General features: G+C 38.9%; 16 protein-coding genes. 13 read left to right on the top strand and 3 right to left on the bottom strand.

Translation table 11 applies throughout. From position 1 onward, the window contains the following. Positions 1-68: 68 nt before the first annotated feature. The 7 genes from AC2VNP_RS09705 (at position 69) to glaH (ending at position 8,358) form a co-directional block, all read left to right on the top strand. Positions 69-2,015 (top strand): TRAP transporter permease, encoded by a 1,947-nt coding sequence (locus AC2VNP_RS09705; protein WP_486917142.1) that lies wholly within the window; start codon positions 69-71, stop codon positions 2,013-2,015. 28 nt (positions 2,016-2,043) lie between these two features. Continuing rightward, the gene (locus AC2VNP_RS09710) at positions 2,044-3,072 is read left to right on the top strand and encodes a TAXI family TRAP transporter solute-binding subunit (RefSeq protein WP_486917143.1); all 1,029 of its coding nucleotides are present in this window, start codon (positions 2,044-2,046) and stop codon (positions 3,070-3,072) included. 71 nt (positions 3,073-3,143) lie between these two features. Further along, the gene (locus AC2VNP_RS09715) at positions 3,144-3,914 is read left to right on the top strand and encodes an SDR family oxidoreductase (protein ID WP_486917144.1); all 771 of its coding nucleotides are present in this window, start codon (positions 3,144-3,146) and stop codon (positions 3,912-3,914) included. A gap of 207 nt (positions 3,915-4,121) precedes the next feature. Further along, positions 4,122-5,435: a hypothetical protein gene (locus AC2VNP_RS09720; protein ID WP_486917145.1), complete on the top strand. Its 1,314-nt coding sequence runs from the start codon at positions 4,122-4,124 to the stop codon at positions 5,433-5,435. Positions 5,436-5,491: 56 nt separating this feature from the next. Next, positions 5,492-6,703, top strand: coding sequence for an L-2-hydroxyglutarate oxidase (gene lhgO / locus AC2VNP_RS09725; RefSeq protein WP_486917146.1), 1,212 nt, complete (start codon positions 5,492-5,494; stop codon positions 6,701-6,703). 79 nt (positions 6,704-6,782) lie between these two features. Further along, positions 6,783-7,106, top strand: a complete 324-nt coding sequence (locus AC2VNP_RS09730) for a DUF3870 domain-containing protein (protein WP_486917147.1) — start codon at positions 6,783-6,785, stop codon at positions 7,104-7,106. A gap of 313 nt (positions 7,107-7,419) precedes the next feature. Next, on the top strand, positions 7,420-8,358 hold the full coding sequence (gene glaH, locus AC2VNP_RS09735; RefSeq protein ID WP_486917148.1) for a glutarate dioxygenase GlaH: 939 nt from the start codon (positions 7,420-7,422) through the stop codon (positions 8,356-8,358). Positions 8,359-8,404: 46 nt separating this feature from the next. Here the strand turns inward: glaH and AC2VNP_RS09740 are convergent, their stop codons facing one another. After that, complete coding sequence (locus tag AC2VNP_RS09740) at positions 8,405-8,629, bottom strand: hypothetical protein (RefSeq protein ID WP_486917149.1); 225 nt, start codon at positions 8,627-8,629, stop codon at positions 8,405-8,407. A gap of 260 nt (positions 8,630-8,889) precedes the next feature. Between AC2VNP_RS09740 and AC2VNP_RS09745 the strand changes: the two genes are divergently transcribed. Both AC2VNP_RS09745 and AC2VNP_RS09750 read left to right on the top strand, forming a co-directional pair. Then, complete coding sequence (locus tag AC2VNP_RS09745; RefSeq protein ID WP_486917150.1) at positions 8,890-10,959, top strand: AMP-binding protein; 2,070 nt, start codon at positions 8,890-8,892, stop codon at positions 10,957-10,959. A 6-nt stretch (positions 10,960-10,965) separates the two neighbouring features. Further along, positions 10,966-11,364, top strand: a complete 399-nt coding sequence (locus AC2VNP_RS09750; protein ID WP_486917151.1) for a (deoxy)nucleoside triphosphate pyrophosphohydrolase — start codon at positions 10,966-10,968, stop codon at positions 11,362-11,364. A 54-nt stretch (positions 11,365-11,418) separates the two neighbouring features. Here AC2VNP_RS09750 and AC2VNP_RS09755 read toward each other — a convergent pair whose 3' ends face one another. Beyond that, a complete protein-coding gene (locus tag AC2VNP_RS09755) occupies positions 11,419-11,916 on the bottom strand; it encodes an arsinothricin resistance N-acetyltransferase ArsN1 family A (protein ID WP_486917267.1) in 498 nt (165 codons plus the stop codon). Between the two features lie 149 nt (positions 11,917-12,065). On the opposite strand from AC2VNP_RS09755, the gene AC2VNP_RS09760 reads away from it, so the two are divergent. Together AC2VNP_RS09760 and AC2VNP_RS09765 are read left to right on the top strand one after the other, a co-directional pair. Beyond that, positions 12,066-12,986 (top strand): NAD-dependent epimerase/dehydratase family protein, encoded by a 921-nt coding sequence (locus tag AC2VNP_RS09760; RefSeq protein WP_486917152.1) that lies wholly within the window; start codon positions 12,066-12,068, stop codon positions 12,984-12,986. Between the two features lie 69 nt (positions 12,987-13,055). Continuing rightward, positions 13,056-13,412: a DUF1499 domain-containing protein gene (locus AC2VNP_RS09765; protein ID WP_486917153.1), complete on the top strand. Its 357-nt coding sequence runs from the start codon at positions 13,056-13,058 to the stop codon at positions 13,410-13,412. Between the two features lie 503 nt (positions 13,413-13,915). On the opposite strand, the gene AC2VNP_RS09770 is transcribed toward AC2VNP_RS09765, so the two are convergent. Beyond that, entirely contained in the window at positions 13,916-14,299 is a 384-nt protein-coding gene (locus tag AC2VNP_RS09770; protein ID WP_486917154.1) for a DUF2512 family protein, read from the bottom strand. Between the two features lie 71 nt (positions 14,300-14,370). Between AC2VNP_RS09770 and AC2VNP_RS09775 the strand changes: the two genes are divergently transcribed. Further along, the gene (locus AC2VNP_RS09775; protein ID WP_486917155.1) at positions 14,371-14,871 is read left to right on the top strand and encodes a GNAT family N-acetyltransferase; all 501 of its coding nucleotides are present in this window, start codon (positions 14,371-14,373) and stop codon (positions 14,869-14,871) included. A gap of 179 nt (positions 14,872-15,050) precedes the next feature. After that, positions 15,051-17,534: a U32 family peptidase gene (locus tag AC2VNP_RS09780; protein WP_486917156.1), complete on the top strand. Its 2,484-nt coding sequence runs from the start codon at positions 15,051-15,053 to the stop codon at positions 17,532-17,534. The last annotated feature ends 7 nt before the right edge of the window (positions 17,535-17,541 follow it).

Genomic DNA, 17,541 nt, shown 5'->3' on the forward strand with positions numbered 1-17,541 from the left:
CCATATTCAATCACACCAAGTATGGTAAGCGCTTTCTTCTTGGTGTGAAAGAAAGGAGGAAGATAGTCTTGACGAACACTCAACCAAAGAAAATGGATTTAACTTTAAAAGAAAAACCGGCAGATATAGAAATGTTGTGGAAAGAACGTAAAGAAAAATGGAATTTAAAACGGTTAGCGATGCTGATCGTTGTCATTTTATCAATCGGCTTTTCTGCCTTTCACCTATATACTGCTGGTTTTGGAACTTTACCATCCTGGCATCAACGCAGTATACATGTCGCATGGGCTTTATTGTTAATCTTCCTACTGTTCCCGGCTAGAAAAGCCAAAGGATTTACATGGATTGATGTGATTACGATTTTCGCCAGCTTGGTTATGTTTTGGGTCATTTTAACGGGTTACCCAGAGATTGAGCAACGCCAAGGACAAATTAGTGATCTGGACTTAATGATGGGGACATTGCTTATCATTCTCGTATTAGAAGCGACGCGCCGGACCAATGGACTCTTAATGTCCGGGATTGCAGCCTTCTTCTTAGTGTACATTTTTTACGGCAAGTATTTTCCGGGCGCTCTTGCGCACCCAGGTGTCCGTTATGAGACGATGATCAGTAATATGTTTAACGGTACATTAGGTATTTTTAGCACGCCTATCTACGTCAGTTCCACTGTTCTCGTCCTGTTTGTTATATTTGGTGCTTTTCTCATGCGTTCAGGCGGTGGACAATTCTTTACGAATTTTGCCTTTGCAGCATTAGGAAACAAAACCGGCGGCCCGGCGTTGTCGGGGGTTGGGGCGAGTGCACTCGTAGGCACGATTACAGGTAATGGTGCAGCCAATGCTGCGATTACGGGGGCATTCACTATTCCTCTAATGAAGAAACTAGGATACCGTTCCAAGTTTGCTGCTTCAGTAGAAGCAGTTGCCTCACAAGGCGGACAAATCATGCCGCCGATCATGGGAGCATCGATTTTTATTATGGCTGAAACGACGGGTATTCCTTATATCAAACTAGCTCTTTATGCGCTTATTCCAGCATTGATTTACTTTTTAATCACTGCGTTTCTTATTTACTTCCATGCAAAAAAACTCCAGTTATCTGGGGTCCCGAAAAGCCAGCTTCCGGATTTAAAAATGGTATTGATAACACAAGGATATTTATTTTTACCGATACTGGCCATTATTGGCTTTATGTTAATGGGCTACAGCCCGATGAAGGCTGGTTTTTATGCGATCATTTTAACGGTCATCTTGAGCTGGGTTCGTTCAGAAACACGTATGGGGCTGCTTGATATTTTAGCGGCGTTAGAAAAGGGAGCTAGAAGTTCGTTAGTTGTTATTGCTGCCTGTGCGACAGCGGGAATTATCGTCGGTGCTGTGTCGCTAACCGGACTCGGTCTGACCTTTTCTCGCTTTGTCATTAACATTTCTGGCGAAAACCTATTATTACTACTCGTATTAACGGCCGTAGCTTCCATCATTCTTGGGATGGGGATGCCAACCGTTTCTGCTTATGTCATATTAGCGGTGTTAGGTGTACCAGCATTAACTCAATTAGGTGTAGACCTTGTCGCTGCTCATTTCTTTGTGTTTTATTTTGGTGTCATGTCGGGAATTACACCTCCTGTTGCGATCACTTCATTTACGACCGCGGGTATAGCCGGATCCAAACCGATGGCAACGGCCTTTTACTCCATGCGGATAGGGATAGGTGGGTTTATCATTCCATTCATCTTTGTTTATAGCCCGGAATTGCTGTTGCAAACTGACTCCATTGTAAATAGTGTTTTAGCAGTATTTACCGCGGTCATTAGCTGTTACGCCTTTGCGATTGGTATTGAAAAATATTGGATCCAGCCATTGCAGCAGTTGACGAGACTACTTGTGCTACTATCAGCAGTTTTATTAGTAGTCCCAGGTTATGTAACGGACATTATTGGGATTGTGTTATTAGTCGCTGTATACTTAGCTCATCGAAAAAACGTTCGAAGTGAGCAAAGGTTAAGTGCATAAATAAAAAAAATTAAAGGGAGAGATTATATTGAAAAAATGGTTTGTTACTCTTGTAATGATATTGACAATGGTTCCAGTACTAATAGCATGTGGAAGTTCTGAAGGGACATCAACTTCGGGTAAAGAGGGCGACACCGATAAAGCATCAGCACCGGTCCAATTTTTACGAATTGGAAGTGGTCCGATGGGTTCAGGTTGGTATCCAGTTACAACTCTGGCTGCAGAGATATATATGGATAACTTTAATGGTCTTAATGTTTCTCAAATTGAAGGGGGTTCAACGTCCAATCTTCGTTTACTACAGCAAGGTCAAGATATAGATATGGCGATTAACTTTTCTTCAGACTTTGCGGATGCTTTAAGTGGACGGGGCGATTTCGATACACCTTATGATAATATTGCGGCGATAGGTTCTCTCTATCCTGCATTCTCGCAGATTGCAACTCTAGCAAGTCGTAATGATATTAATACTGTTGAGGATATTGTTAGTAAACACGTGTTTCTTGGGCCACAGGGTGGCGGTTCTATCGTTGGGTTCTGGAGAGTCATGGAGGAATATGGAATTACAGAAGATACCTTTAGAGAAAACGGTGGACGCATTTCGTATGGAAATTACAATGATGGTGCATCTATGTTAAGTGATGGAAATGTTGATGTGTTCTTCGGCGGGGGAGCGCCAGGGGTTGTGGCATTACATGAGCTCGAAGTTACAAACAAAGTAAAGATCATCCCAATTAATGAGGATGTTTTAACTACAGTTGAAGAAAAAGGATATGGTATGGCTTCAGCTAAACTGCCTGCAGGCACATATGACGGTCAAACGGAAGAGATTCCAACTTGGACGATGGAATCTATGTTTACAGTAAAGGCGGACTTGGATGAAGAATTTGTTTATTACTTAACCAAAATGATTTGGGATAATCATCAGATGTATGTAGACCAACTGCCGGCACGTGCGGAATACATGACGTTAGACACCGCTTTAAATGGTTTAGAAGTTGATCAATTACACCCAGGTGCACTTAAGTTCTACCAAGAAGCTGGTATCATCAATTAAGGAGGAATCATGGAATGACCCAGTTCAACGAAAAAAAGTTGGGCTGGGCATTCTACATAAGGAGGAGCTCTATGAACGTATTTGAACTATTTGATTTAAGCGGAAAAGTAGCGTTAATTACAGGTGGCGGGCGAGGGCTGGGAAAGCAAATAGCTGAGGCGTATGCAGATGCAGGAGCTCATATTGTTGTCTGTTCCCGAAAATTAGAAAACTGTGAGGAAACAGCTAAAGAGCTTCAGGATAAGGGTATACAAACCATGGCGATCGCCTGTGATGTAACTAGTAAAGAAGATGTAAAACAGGTCGTCAAACAAGTTATTGCTGAGTTTGGCAGGATCGATATTTTGGTCAATAATAGTGGAGCAACCTGGGGAGCAACTGTCGAGGAGATGCCAGAGGAAGCATGGGATAAGGTCATGAATGTCAACGTTAAAGGGACTTTTCTCATGTCCCAGGCAGTCGGAAAACATATGATTGGAAATCAAACGGGGAAAATCGTCAATATTTCTTCTGTCGCTGGAATTAAAGCAGAGCCTCCTGAGGTGTTAAACGCAGTCGGTTACAGTACGAGTAAAGCAGCAGTCATTCATTTTACCAAAGATTTGGCTCGTAAATGGGCAGAACATGGGGTTTACGTTAACTCGATTGCACCTGGATTTTTCCCGACGAAGATGACGAAGGCTGTTCTTGATAGGAAGGGTGACAAAGTTACCGCTCATATTCCTTTAAAAAGGATTGGCGATGAAAATATGTTAAAAGGTGCTGCACTTTACCTAGCCTCAAGTGCTAGTGACTTTGTGACAGGCCACACTCTTATCGTCGATGGTGGCGTTCATTTATAAGGGAGGAGAATTTGAGATCGAAAATAAGAGGTTCATTGTGACAGATGGAAGCAAGGGTATTGTAAGTTAGTCCATTTAATGAATAATGCAGGGGGGTAACTCTATTTCCGAGGCGGTCAATGGTTAAATGTTCGTAGAATGACCTAGAAGTCTGTTTTGAAAGCAGTTGGTATGATGTTAAAAAGTGTTCTTATCTTAATGATGTGTATGCTTTATATTATTTACTTTTTTTATCCGATCGCGTGGTTGTCTACCACTCTATCAATCATTACAGCCGTCGTGTTACTGCTAAGCCTTTTTAAAGTGGGTAAAGTCTTACTCACGATCGGCTTACTCCTTTTATCTGGGGGTTTATTGCTCAACGTTTGGACGGGAAATAACTTTTGGGAGACTTTAGAAGGATTAACGAGAAATCTACCGTTATTAACTCTGCTCTTGCTCGTCCCTTTGATCGCCATTCCGATGAAAGTGAGTGGTTATATCGAATCCGCGCTATATTATATGAACCATTGGAAGCACCGTTCGACCCAGGCATTTTTTGGTTTATCCGGGTTAATTGCCTTACTCGGACCGATTTTAAACATGGGGACAGTTCGCATGATTCATGAAATAGCAGACGAATTAAAATTAAAGCCTGTCATTCTAGGGAAATCTTACTTAGTGGGGTTTTCAACGACTATGTTTTGGTCGCCTTATTTTGCTTCTGTTGCGTTAGTTCTGTTTTACGTGGATGTACCGATTATTAACTACGTTTTTATCGGACTGCTTTTTGCTGTCATTCAACTTTGTATTGGTAATCTATTATTCCGGACGTGGTCTAAACAGCATTTGCCAGAAGAACACGTTTGTAATTCCGAAGAGATGACACCAGTCATTCATAAGCATAATATGGTTAAGCTTATTATTATGCTCTTTTCACTGATTACGATTTTACTAGTACTAGAATATGTAAGCGGGTATCCAATGATCATGCTAGTCAGCCTAATTGCGGTAGTATTCCCGTTTTTGTGGATGCTTGTTGTTCGGAGTGTAAAAGAGATTGTTTCACATATGAAGGATTACGCTAAAGGTCTGCCATCATTTATGAATAATGAAATTGTACTGTTTTTAAGTGCTGGTTTGTTCGGGAGTGCTCTGTCTCAAACCGTATTTGCTGAATGGATTCGTCAAGTGTTAACTGGGGTGTCCAGCTATTCTTTTTTCTTATTTATCGTCGTTGTTATTGGGACAATCATCTTATTGTCTTTTATTGGGGTACACCAAATTATTGTCGTTCCAATCTTAGCGATGCAAATTAATGCGGAAATGGTCGGGACACAACCGGAAATTCTGGCATTTATATTTATTTTAGGTTGGACAATGTCGGCTGTTCTTAGTCCGTTAAATGCGATTAATATGTTAGTCGCCAGTTATGTCAAACAAAGTGGTTTAGTTGTTGGTTTGAAATGGAACGGGATCTATGTTTTGTTTATGTTTGCTTTAGCGACATCATTTATTTATCTATTACAATGGATGTTGTAATATCGTATTGAATATAACTGGTTTTTTGTCTGCTAAATGGAAGGGGAGGAATGAAGATGTACGATTTTGCTATCATCGGTGGGGGAATAGTTGGGTTATCGGTAGGAAAAGCACTTTATGAAAAGTATCCAAATGCGAAGTTAGTAGTTCTTGAAAAAGAAAATGAGTGGGCCTCACACCAGACAGGACACAATAGCGGGGTCATTCACTCAGGTATTTACTATAAACCGGGAAGCTATAAAGCTCGCTTCGCTCGAGAAGGCAGTCAGTCAATGGTTCGTTTCTGTGAGGAATACGATATTGACCATGACATATGCGGAAAAGTGATTGTGGCGACAAAGGAAGAGGAACTTCCTCTACTAGAAGACTTGTATGAAAGAGGGTTAGACAATGAATTAGCGATCAAAAAAATTACTTCAGATGAACTAAAGGAAATAGAGCCGCATGTCAGTGGAAAAGCGGCAATTCAAGTTCCAATGGCAGGGATCGTCAATTATAAGCAAGTTAGTGAAACGTTCGCGAAAATTATTCGTAATCATGGGGGAGAACTGAAACTAAACACAAAAGTTGAGAACATCCGAGAAAACGGGTCGGGCGTAGAAATCGAAACAAATAAGGGTGTTATTCAGGCGAAGCTCATGATTAATTGTGCGGGTCTACATAGTGATCGAATCGCTAAGCTGGCCGGCTATGAAACTGATATGAAGATCATTCCGTTCCGCGGTGAGTATTATGAACTTAAGCCTGATAGTCGAGATTTAGTAAAACATTTAGTATACCCGGTTCCCAATCCTAACTTTCCTTTTCTTGGAGTTCATTTTACGAGAATGATAGGAGGAGGTGTTGAGGCCGGTCCGAATGCTGTGTTGAGCTTAAAAAGAGAAGGATACAAAAAAACAGATTTTAATTTACAAGACTTTATGGAAGTGATGGGCTACCCAGGTTTTTGGAAGCTTGCAAGCAAGTATATGAAAGAAGGTCTCGATGAGATGATCCGTTCTTTTAGTAAAGCCAAATTTGTAGAGAGCCTGCAAGAATTAATTCCAGAAGTGACTGCAACGGACCTAGAAAGTGCACCTGCAGGAGTAAGGGCCCAAGCGTTAAAAAGAGATGGAAGTTTAGTTGATGATTTTCATATAATCTTTGGAAAACATAGTGTCCATGTCTGTAATGCCCCTTCGCCTGCAGCAACGGCTTCTATCCAAATTGGCAAGGAGGTTGTCTCGAAAATACCAAACCAAGAGCACCTTCTGTCTAAGGCAATATAGCGTAAAATCAATTTGAAAATTGGCCAGTTAATATATGCAGCAAATAAGAAATTCAAAATGGAAAGTGGGGAAGGTAGGCATGGTTTCAAATCTATACTTTATAGCAGGTCACGCAAGACTGCCGCAAGGAATGGCGGCAAAAAGTGTGTTTGATACGCTGACGATTACAGCAGAAGTGGATAAGAAATATGGGGTCATTGTTGAGGCGTCCTGTACGCTTGCTACAAAACATGGTCGTGAATTTATCGGGAACTTGTTACGTGGGATTAGTCTGAATGATGGAATTGATAAACCTATCCAACTCATCCAAGAGCATTATCGTGGGAAGGCTATCAATGCACTTGCTTCAGCCATTAAAGATCTCCACTTACAATATGAGCAGATAAAAAAGACAGATAAATAACCTTTAATGAATTATTTTATCAGAATTTATTGACAATTAAACTTCGGTAATATAAACTAATAATTGTAATAAATAACAAAAACTCGCCGCGTGATCGATGACCTCTTTCAATGTACGTGAGTTTGGTTATATAAAAAGGTTAATAGTGAAGAAAAATTAATATCATTCAACTGTCGGTTTACTATGACTCTATTGCCGTAGAGCAGCGAAGTAAATTATAAGCCAGTTATTTTATGACTCGTCATGAAATAGCTGGCTTTTATATTTTTCTCCTACTAATAGCCTGCAAACTAAATCAATGGAGGTAGTAAATATGAGTATGTTACAAGAAAAGGCTATGATATTTTTACAAAAGACGGTGAGCTATGAGATTAAGAGACATCCACAAAGTGAACGTTTATATCATATTGAGTTTGCACCCGGAATTGTACAACAGTTTTTATCAAAACTAAATGACGTCAGCCCGCAACGCTTAGAATATGTACCGTACATGAGATTAATTGTGGCAGCGCAGCTTGAAGAAATTTTAGGCAGTCAGTTTAAAGAGGTATTGCGCAATATTTTGCAAGACCGTCAAACAGGTGGCTTTACCGTTGGTGTTCAGGGAGAAACTACGAGTCATGAAGACTATGTCATCTTTGCTACAGCTATAACCCACTTAGTAGGTATTCCAAACCACGATGCGATGTCAGGAAAATATTATGCTCGCTTTACGGTTCAGGATACGGATAATAGTGACTCTTACTTACGCCAAGCTTATCGACTGTTCACCCTGCATACAGATGGAACGTTTGTTGATGAAGCAACTGACTGGTTACTAATGATGAAAATGCAGGAAGAAAATGCGGTAGGTGGAGAGTCTCGTTTACTGCATTTGGATGACTGGGAAGAGTTAGATGTGTTCTACCAACATCCATTGGCTTCCTATGAATTTACGTATAAAGCACCCGCAAGTAAAAATGTTGCTCAAGAAGTGAAGCGAGCACCGTTTTTCCTTGTTAACAATAAACCGTGCATGTGCTTTATTGACCAATTTGTAAATCCAGAAACGACCGACCAAGCGAAGTATTTGAAGGATTTATCCGACTCCATGGAGAATGATAAAAACTTATTGGAGCTTGTGTTGCCAACAGGAGATCTTGTGATGTTAAACAATCTATTCTGGCTCCACGGCAGGGCAGCATTTGAGAAAAATCCAAATTTATACCGTGAGCTCATGCGACAGCGCGGTCGTTTTGCTCAATATAATTAATTTTAAAGGTATCTCACTTGACGTGGGATACCTTTTTACCGATTTTTTAATAATTACCGCGCTGCGGGCTTTTACGTAAGGAAGCTGTAGAACCTGATGTACCATCTTCTTTTTTAAAGCCTTTGTCCAGCTGACCTGCATTTTCTATATCTCCAGACATTTTATAACCTGCGACTTCTGTTGTTCCAGTTGTCCCATAAAGTCCCATTCCGCCTAACTCTGTACGAATATGGTCCATACTCATATCGGCCTTTTTCTTGTTCTTGGTCATCCTATTCACCTCCCGTATTTTAATGTATCCACAGCGATATCAACTCACACCTAACGTTTACAAGGATAATTTAACAAACTTAGAAATTTATGAGTATTGAAACATAGGAATGGACGGATGAAGTATGGGATAAAGAAAATTGGTTAAACGTTACTTTTTATTAGTTTAAACAGTGTGACATTTTTCAATTTACCTGTAAAATACTATAATGGATATAATTAAAACTTTACAAAAGGTTAGACAAGACTGGAGGACTTCCATTGTTTGGATTATTTAAAAAGAAAACAGAAAATAAGATAGAGAAACCGAAAACAAATCGAGTCATATACATGTCAAACCATGTTTCCAAAAATGATTTAGTTTATTTGCACCGGGAACTTCCGTTACATGTACATTTTTTTATTTTTAATAAAGAAGAGTATGAACTGAATGAAAAGAACTTGGTCGGACGAAAAGTAACATACTTTGAAGAGATTACGGCTGATGTGTTAAAAAAAGCGATCTCGATTATAGAATCAGAAGAGCCTGTACTTGTATTTCCAGAGATCAGAATTTCTCGAACGGGTAATATTATGAAAATCTATGAAGAAATTGCATTTATTGCAAATCGCACGGAAGCGACGATATATCCGGTTATCATTCAAACGAATGACACCAAGAACGCCTTGATAAACTTTACATCGTTAAATCCATTTTCAGAAAAAGATGCATCGATACATATTGGAGAACCTTTTCAAATTAACATTGAGAAGAAGCCTGGTGTGAATGAAAAGCAACTGGCAACATCTATCATTTACCAAAAGATGACGAACCTTTATGCAAAATCAATGTACAAATATAATGTCAATTTATTTAACGAACTTCTTGAAGCATCAAAGGTACATGATCAAAACAAGATTATTATTAAGGACCCTACAAATGCACTATCGTACAAAAAGTTTTTGCTAGGAGTTCAAGTGTTAAGCTCTAAGTTAGAAACGATTTTAGATGAAGAAAGAGTCGGGGTATTCTTGCCTTCCTCTATTGGACAAGCCGTTTGCTTGTTTTCTTTATTTAAGATCGGTATTACGCCAGCGGTATTAAACTTTACGATGGGTCACTCCACGTTGATTGATTGTTGTGAAACAGCAAGTGTAAAAACGATTTTAACATCAAAAGTATTTATTGAAAAAGCAGAATTAGATGAGATTATTGATGTATTTAAAAACAATGGCCTGTCGATCATTTATCTTGAAGATGTAAAAGAAAGCTTGAATTCAAAAGATAAAATTGTCGGCTTAAAAAATCATGCAAGTTCACAGCGATCTGTTCATGCTAAAAATGAGGTTATTTTATTTACTTCCGGTAGTGAGAATAAACCTAAAGGTGTTATCTTAACCCACGACAATATTTATGCAAACATACACCAAGCTTTATCTGTTATTGATTTACATACCGGAGATCGAATGTTAAATCCGTTACCTATGTTTCATAGCTTTGGATTAACAATTGGAACATTTTTACCGTTATTATCAGGTATTTCTGTTGTCATACATCCGTCGCCGATTCAATATAAGGTCATTCCGGAACTTCTTTATAATGAGGACATTACAATTATTTTAAGTACACCAACGTTTTTAAATGGATATGGGAAAAACGGTCATCCATTTGATTTTCATACCGTCCGTTATGTCATCGCAGGAGCGGAAAGCGTAAAAGAAGAAATTAAAGAGCTGTTTCAACGCAAGTTTGGCATTCGGATATTAGAAGGTTACGGTGCAACAGAAGCTTCACCTCTGTTAGCAGTAAATACTGCAATGCATGCAAAAGAACAGTCGGTAGGAAAAATGATCCCTGGTGTTCAATACAAACTCCAAAAGGTTGAAGGGATCGAAAATGGTGGAAGCCTGTTAATCAAAGGACCGAACTTAATGAAAGGATATCTAATCCATGGAAAAGGGTTTGTGCCACTGAATGATTGGTATGATACGGGAGATGTCGTTGAAATCGATGATTACGGCTACATTACAATCAAATCACGATTAAAACGTTTTGCAAAAATCGGTGGTGAGATGGTCTCATTAAATCTCGTCGAAGAAATTGTTGCCCAATGTTTCGATGATATCGGGTTTGCTGCTGTTAGTATTCCAGATAAGCGAAAAGGTGAAAAGATCGTATTGTTTACGAATAAAGAAGAATTTAATATGCGTGAACTAAAGCGGTATGTCAAAGCTCATAAACATTCGGCCCTATTAATTCCAGCTGAAGTAAAGCAAGTTGAAGAAATTCCTCTTTTGGGCAGCGGAAAAACAGACTATGTCACACTGGAACAAATAGCTAAAAGTGAGTGATTTTAATTGAAAACGATTGAAGTAGTCGGAGCCGTTATGATCAATGAAAACAATCATATTCTTTGTGCATTACGGTCTGAAACGATGTCGATGGCGAATTATTGGGAGTTTCCAGGCGGGAAAATAGAAAAGGGCGAGAACTTGGAAGATGCGTTAATTCGAGAAATTGATGAAGAACTGGGTTGTCAGATTGAAGTAGTAGAAAAGATTATGGATACACATCATCAAACCGACTCCGTGATCGTTCATTTACACACTTACTTAGCAAAGATTATTGAGGGTGCGCCTAAACCGATGGAACACGCTGAGTTAAGATGGGTGCCTATAGAAAGTCTTCACCAATTAAACTGGGCGCCAGCTGATATTCCGACAGTTGATCGGTTACAAAAAGAGATGATCCGGTGATTTTGAAATTGTTATAAACATAAAAACGGCACCCAGAGTGCCGTTTTATCTATATTATACGAAGCATTTTTCCATTGCCATAATATCAATAAATTTTCCGTCCAATCTGCCCTGGTTGTGGAAGATACCTACTTCGCGATAGCCATTTTTACGATAAAGAGATTGTGCCATCTCATTATGAGGAAATGTGAAGAGAACAATTTTATAAAAATCATTTTGTCTCGCGAAATGTTCAATCGATTGCAAGAGGTGGCTGCCAATACCTTTTCCACGAAAATCTCTGTGAATGTATATCGATAAACTAGCCACTCCATCATAAGCAGCGCGAGGCGAATATTGATTAAGAGAAGCCCATCCCGCAATCATTCCTTCAATCTCTGCGACTATGACACCATAACGACCTTGGTGATTTCTAAACCATTCTTGCATATAGGCATGGTCTTTTGTTTCTGTTTCTAATGTAGCAATTCGATCTTCAATTCCTTGGTTATAAATAATTTTTACTACATCTATGTCTGATTCAGCGGCTAATCGAGTTGTTACAGTTTTAATCACAACCATGCACCCTTTCATTTTTCTAATCTACTTAATTTTACGATATCATATTTCTAGCAATTTGGGTGAACGAAAATTAATTTGTATGCGAGTAAACATAGCTAGAATGAGAACAGACAAAAAAATGACTGAAAGAAGGGGATAAAATGAAAAAAGCTCTAGTATTAGGTGGAACGATGTTTTTTGGAAAAAAGCTAGTTGAACGCTTATTAAAAGAAGGTGTTACTGTAACGATTGCAACGAGGGGACAGGCGAATGATGACTTTGGTGACCGTGTGGAACGGTTAATTGTTGACCGTGAAGATAAAAACACAATAGTTGCAGCTCTATCTAATCGGTCATTTGACATCGTCTATGATCAAAGCTGTTTTTCGCCACAAGAGGCATTAGATATTTGTGATATTTTGAATGGCAAGATTTCTAAACTAGTTTTTACATCGAGTGGGGCGGTATATGATTTTGGAGTGGATAAAGTTGAAGGTGATTTCGATCCGTATACGTATTCCACTTCTGAGTTAAAAGGAAGACGACAGTACAAAGGTATTTTAGGTTACCAGGAAGCAAAACGTACTGCAGAAGCCGTCTATTTTCAAAAGGCGAGCTTTCCTGTCGTCGCAGTTAGGTTACCGCTAGTTGTTGGAGAAGATGATTATACAGAACGTTTAAAGTTTCATGTCGAAAAAGTAGTTAACGGAGAACCGCTTCATATTCCTAACCTTGATAACATCCTTGATTTCATCACTTCGGATGAAGCAGCTAATTTTTTATATGAATTAGGACTCAGTTCGTTTGAAGGTCCGATTAACGGTGCAGCACCTGATGATCTATCCTTTCGAGATCTAATGAAACAAATAGAAAGCATAGTAGATAAAAAAGCAATTTATACGGATGAACAGAATGAAAACACAATGTCGCCGTATACTTTACCTGCCTCCTATTCACTTTGTTCCAAAAAGGCAGAACAGATAGGCTTTACCTTTAGAAGTGTAAACGATTATATACCTGACCTTGTACATTTATATTTTAAAAGTAATGGAACGAGAGATGAAATACAAGAAAATAAATGATATGCTATAAAAGCTTATGAAAGAAGAAATAATGAAAGAATAGTGGCACCAAGAGGAGGGACTCAATACATGAGCTTAATGCGAACGTTAACCGGGCTATGGAGAAGTTCAGAAGAAACGAGTGAACAACCAAAAGTTCCGGAATTAAAAACACGATATTTTAGCAAAAATCAGCAAGCGATGATTGAACATGTTTCAACTACGATCAACCAAAAGTTTCCTGATTGGCAGATAAAGAAAGTCGATAAAGAGCGTGGTGAAATTATTGTAGAAAAGAAAAAGGGTATGCCTTATTTAATGATAATTACAGTATTTAAAATAGACCCTTTTAAATGTGCAATTGATATTCACTGTTCAAAACAAGGCCCATTCGGAGACCTCGGACAAAGCTATCGATACATTCAACAATTTTTCAACGACATTTAAAAACATGGTACCAGGCACCTTTAATGCTTTATTGTGTTAAAGGTGTCTTTTGTGGTCTGTCTGTTGAGGATTGGAATAGACGTTTAAATTGAAGCGGAGTTCGCTCGTATGTAAGAGAAGTTACATATATTTAACGGCACTCATAAACAGAAAGAACGCTACAGATAAAGACATTCCAATAACAAGGCTCTTTTCTTGAAGATCTAGACGTTTCCATTTTGTAATCATTTGACTACCTCCTAAATGGTTTGTTCTAGACTATGAGCGAATCTAGTAATTTATACTTTGATTTTAAAAAAATTACTAGAGTAGATGTTTGGGGAGTAGAGTTGGAGTTTTCTGTTTAAGGAATTGAAGCTAAATATAAGTTCGTTCATTGCACCTATAAGTGAGATGTTTACTAAGGCTGTTCTTGTTTTTTATGAATAAGGAGTAATGAAAAGGCATGGAGAACGTTTCTCCATGCCTAATTTGAAATTGTGCATTGTAGTGTATTCAGAATATTAATTTGGATATTTAGGATTATGGTGGATATTTTTTCTGTAATTGACCATGTACTTATGAAAAAACCATTCTCCACCAGTAATGAGTAGCGCGGATATCAAGGCAACGAAAAATGGAATTCTTAAGCCCTGGAACAGCGGCCCAATGATCCAAATTAACCAAGTGGCCATAAAGAGATCTGCTAAGGAAGCGATGACGTTATTTGAAATCTTTAAGATATACAAATCACCTACAGAATAACTAACCGCAGCAACCAATATCCCTATCCCAATCGGAGTCCAAAGCGGGTAGTTATAGGCGACAGACATAACAAGAACGAGTACAATGATTGTCATAGCCATTTTTATGAGGATGGGGTTTAAATGTTTAAAAATGATAACCACTCCTTAAATCTTTTTCATTACCGTTAGTATGTACAAATGTATATGAAATAACTATACGTGGGGTGAAGCTAATGATACGGACGATAGCGCTTAATGATGCAGTTGAGTACGGAATTCTTTTGAAAAAATTAGAAGAAGAAACAGATTTTTTATTATTAGAACCGGGCGAAAGAAATACATCAAAAGGACATACCGAAAAAATGATTGAAGTGTTTTTAAAGCAAGAAAATTCGACCATACTAGTAGCAGAAAACAACGGGAGACTAATCGGACACATTTTAGCAAAAGGTCGAAACGCAAATAGAAACCGGCACAGCGCGAGTATTGTTATCGGAATTCTTCAGCAAGCAACTGGACAAGGCTTAGGAAAAGACTTATTTTCTGAATTAGAAAAATGGGCAAGGGACCATCACATCACGCGTTTGGAATTATCCGTAATGACCCATAACGAGAGAGCCTTCCAATTATATAAAAAAGTCGGCTTTGAACTCGAGGGAACGAAACGTCATTCATTACTCGTCAATGAAGAGTACGTGGACGAGTATTGCATGTCGAAATTGTTAGATAAATAAAAAAGCTTACAGAGTTGCAGATTATCGTATAAAATAGAAAAGGTCGTTTACAATCTTTACGAAGTTAAAACTTTCTTAAGGCTATAAATCAAAAAATAAAAAATCTAAATTTTACCTTTCTATTTTGGTTATAGGTATTTTAATAAAAATTGTCGTGATAATGAAAGGATGGTTCACTCTTGAATCCTTTTTTAAATAAAAATGTTGAATTATTAGCACCTGTCGGAAATTGGGATTGTTTACGTGCAGCTGTTGCCAACGGGGCAGATGCTGTTTTTTTTGGTATTGGAAAATATAACGCCAGAGTCCGAGCGGATAATTTTCAAATGGAAGAGCTCCCTCATATTATGGCGTACTTACACAAATATAATGTACGCGGTTATGTAACTTTTAACATTTTAGTATTTGAAAACGAGCTAAATGATGCAAGACAACTCGTTACAGCCTGTATCGAAGCAGGTGTTGATGCATTAATTGTTCAAGATATGGGTCTTATGCAGATGATTCGCGAAATGTCCCCTGACTTTCCGATCCATGGCTCTACTCAAATGACAGTAACTTCTGCAGAAGCAGTTGACTTTTTAGCACCATATGACATTGAAGTTGTCGTACTTGGACGCGAAAATAACTTAAAACAGATTAAATCGATTTCCAATAAGACGGAAACGCCACTAGAAGTGTTTGTTCACGGTGCACTTTGTGTATCGTATTCCGGACAATGCTTAACTTCAGAAATGTGGGGAGGGCGTTCAGCCAACCGCGGCGAATGTGCCCAAGCCTGTCGTTTGCCATATGATCTAATGGTTGATGGGGAAAGAAAAGAAATGGGCAATATCGCTTACGTTCTATCGCCGAAAGATCTTGCGGCCATTGACCTCGTACCAGAGCTGATTGAGGCTGGAGTTTCTTCTTTTAAAATTGAAGGACGCTTAAAGTCTCCTGAGTATGTTGCAAACGTTGTTAGTAAATACCGTAAAGCCATTGATGAATATATGGCAGGGTCAGATTACCGCCCGTCAGTAGAAGATATTCGTGAACTAGAACAGAGTTTTAGCCGTGGATTTACACACGGATTCCTAGAAGGAACAAATCATAAAAAACTTCTTGATGGAACGTTCCCGAAAAAACGTGGTGTTTATTTAGGTACGGTTAAAAAAGTATTAAAGGATGCAGTGCTCTGTGACATTGAAGCCCCATTAAAACGTGGCGATGGAATTGTATTTGATGCGGGTCGACCTGAAAAAAAAGAAGAAGGCGGACGCGTATATGACCTTCGAAAACGTGGAGAAAAAGTGCCAGGTGAAATTCCTTCTGGTTTGATTGAAATTGTTCCCGGACGCCATGATGTGAACTTAACAAAAGTTAAAGTTGGCGATAAAATATGGAAAACGAGTGACCAAGAGCTTGAAAATCGCTTACGTAAAACATTTGAGGGTGAGATTACGTTTAAGTTATTCCCTGTTCGAATTGAAGTGAGTGGTGCACAAGGACAACCGCTTGTTGCGAAATGGACCGATGTAGTTAACGGAAATTCGGTCGTTGTCCATTCTGATATGGAACTAGAGATGGCGATGAAGCGACCTTTAACGAAAGAATATTTAGCGGAGCAATGGGGGCGTTTAGGCGGGACCATTTTTGAATTGGCACAGTTAGAGCTTCAGATAGAAGGAGACGTAATTGTTCCAGTAAAAGAACTTAACCGCATGCGCCGGGTTGCAACTGAACAATTGCTTGAACTTCGAGAAAGACCGCGTCAATACAAAGTAAATGAAGAGTTACCACTTTTTGATAAAAATCAACGTGCAGGAAAAGCAATGACAAGTGAGTTGATTGCTCTTTGCCGCTCGATGGAGCAAATCGAAGCAGCTTGTCAGACGGATGTCCATTATGTATATGCGGACTTTGAGTTTACGACAGATTATCCGGCTGCGGTTGAAGTCGCTAGAAAATATAATAAGCCGATCGCCCTAGCAACGCCTCGTATTCATATGCCTGGCGAAAATGGTATTTTAAATGGAATTTTAAAAGCAAAACCAGATGCTATTCTTGTTCGAAGCTTAGGTGCGGTGCAATATTATACTTCTCAAAATTTAGATTTACCATTGTTTGGTGATTTCTCACTTAATATCGCCAATCATAAAGCAGCTGAATTATTCTTAAGTCGTGGATTAGAACGTGTAACGCCTTCTTATGACTTAAATGTTCAGCAAATGGTCGATATGCTTGAAGTAGCACCAACCGATCAAATGGAGCTGGTGATTCATCAACACTTGCCGATGTTCCATACAGAACACTGTGTGTACTGCACATTCTTAAGTGAAGGAACAGATTTTACAAACTGTGGCCGTCCTTGTGAGGAACATCGTATCTCCTTACAAGACCGTGTCGGCTTTTCTCACCCAGTTCGTGTGGATATCGGTTGTAGAAATACGGTCTACAATGCGATTGAACAATCTGGGGCAGAATATATACCGCAATTCTTACAATTAGGGATTCAACATTATCGCGTTGAATTTTTAGAAGAAACGGGTGAAAAGGTAAAAGAAGTCTTATCGTTGTACCGTGAAGCCTTAGACGGCAAACGTTCTGGCGGCAGTGTGTGGAGAGAGTTAAAAGCTACAAACCAGCTGGGCGTAACAAGAGGGCAATTGGTGAAAAAGTAAACGGAAT

Source organism: Alkalihalobacterium sp. TH-98 (genome assembly GCF_057473385.1).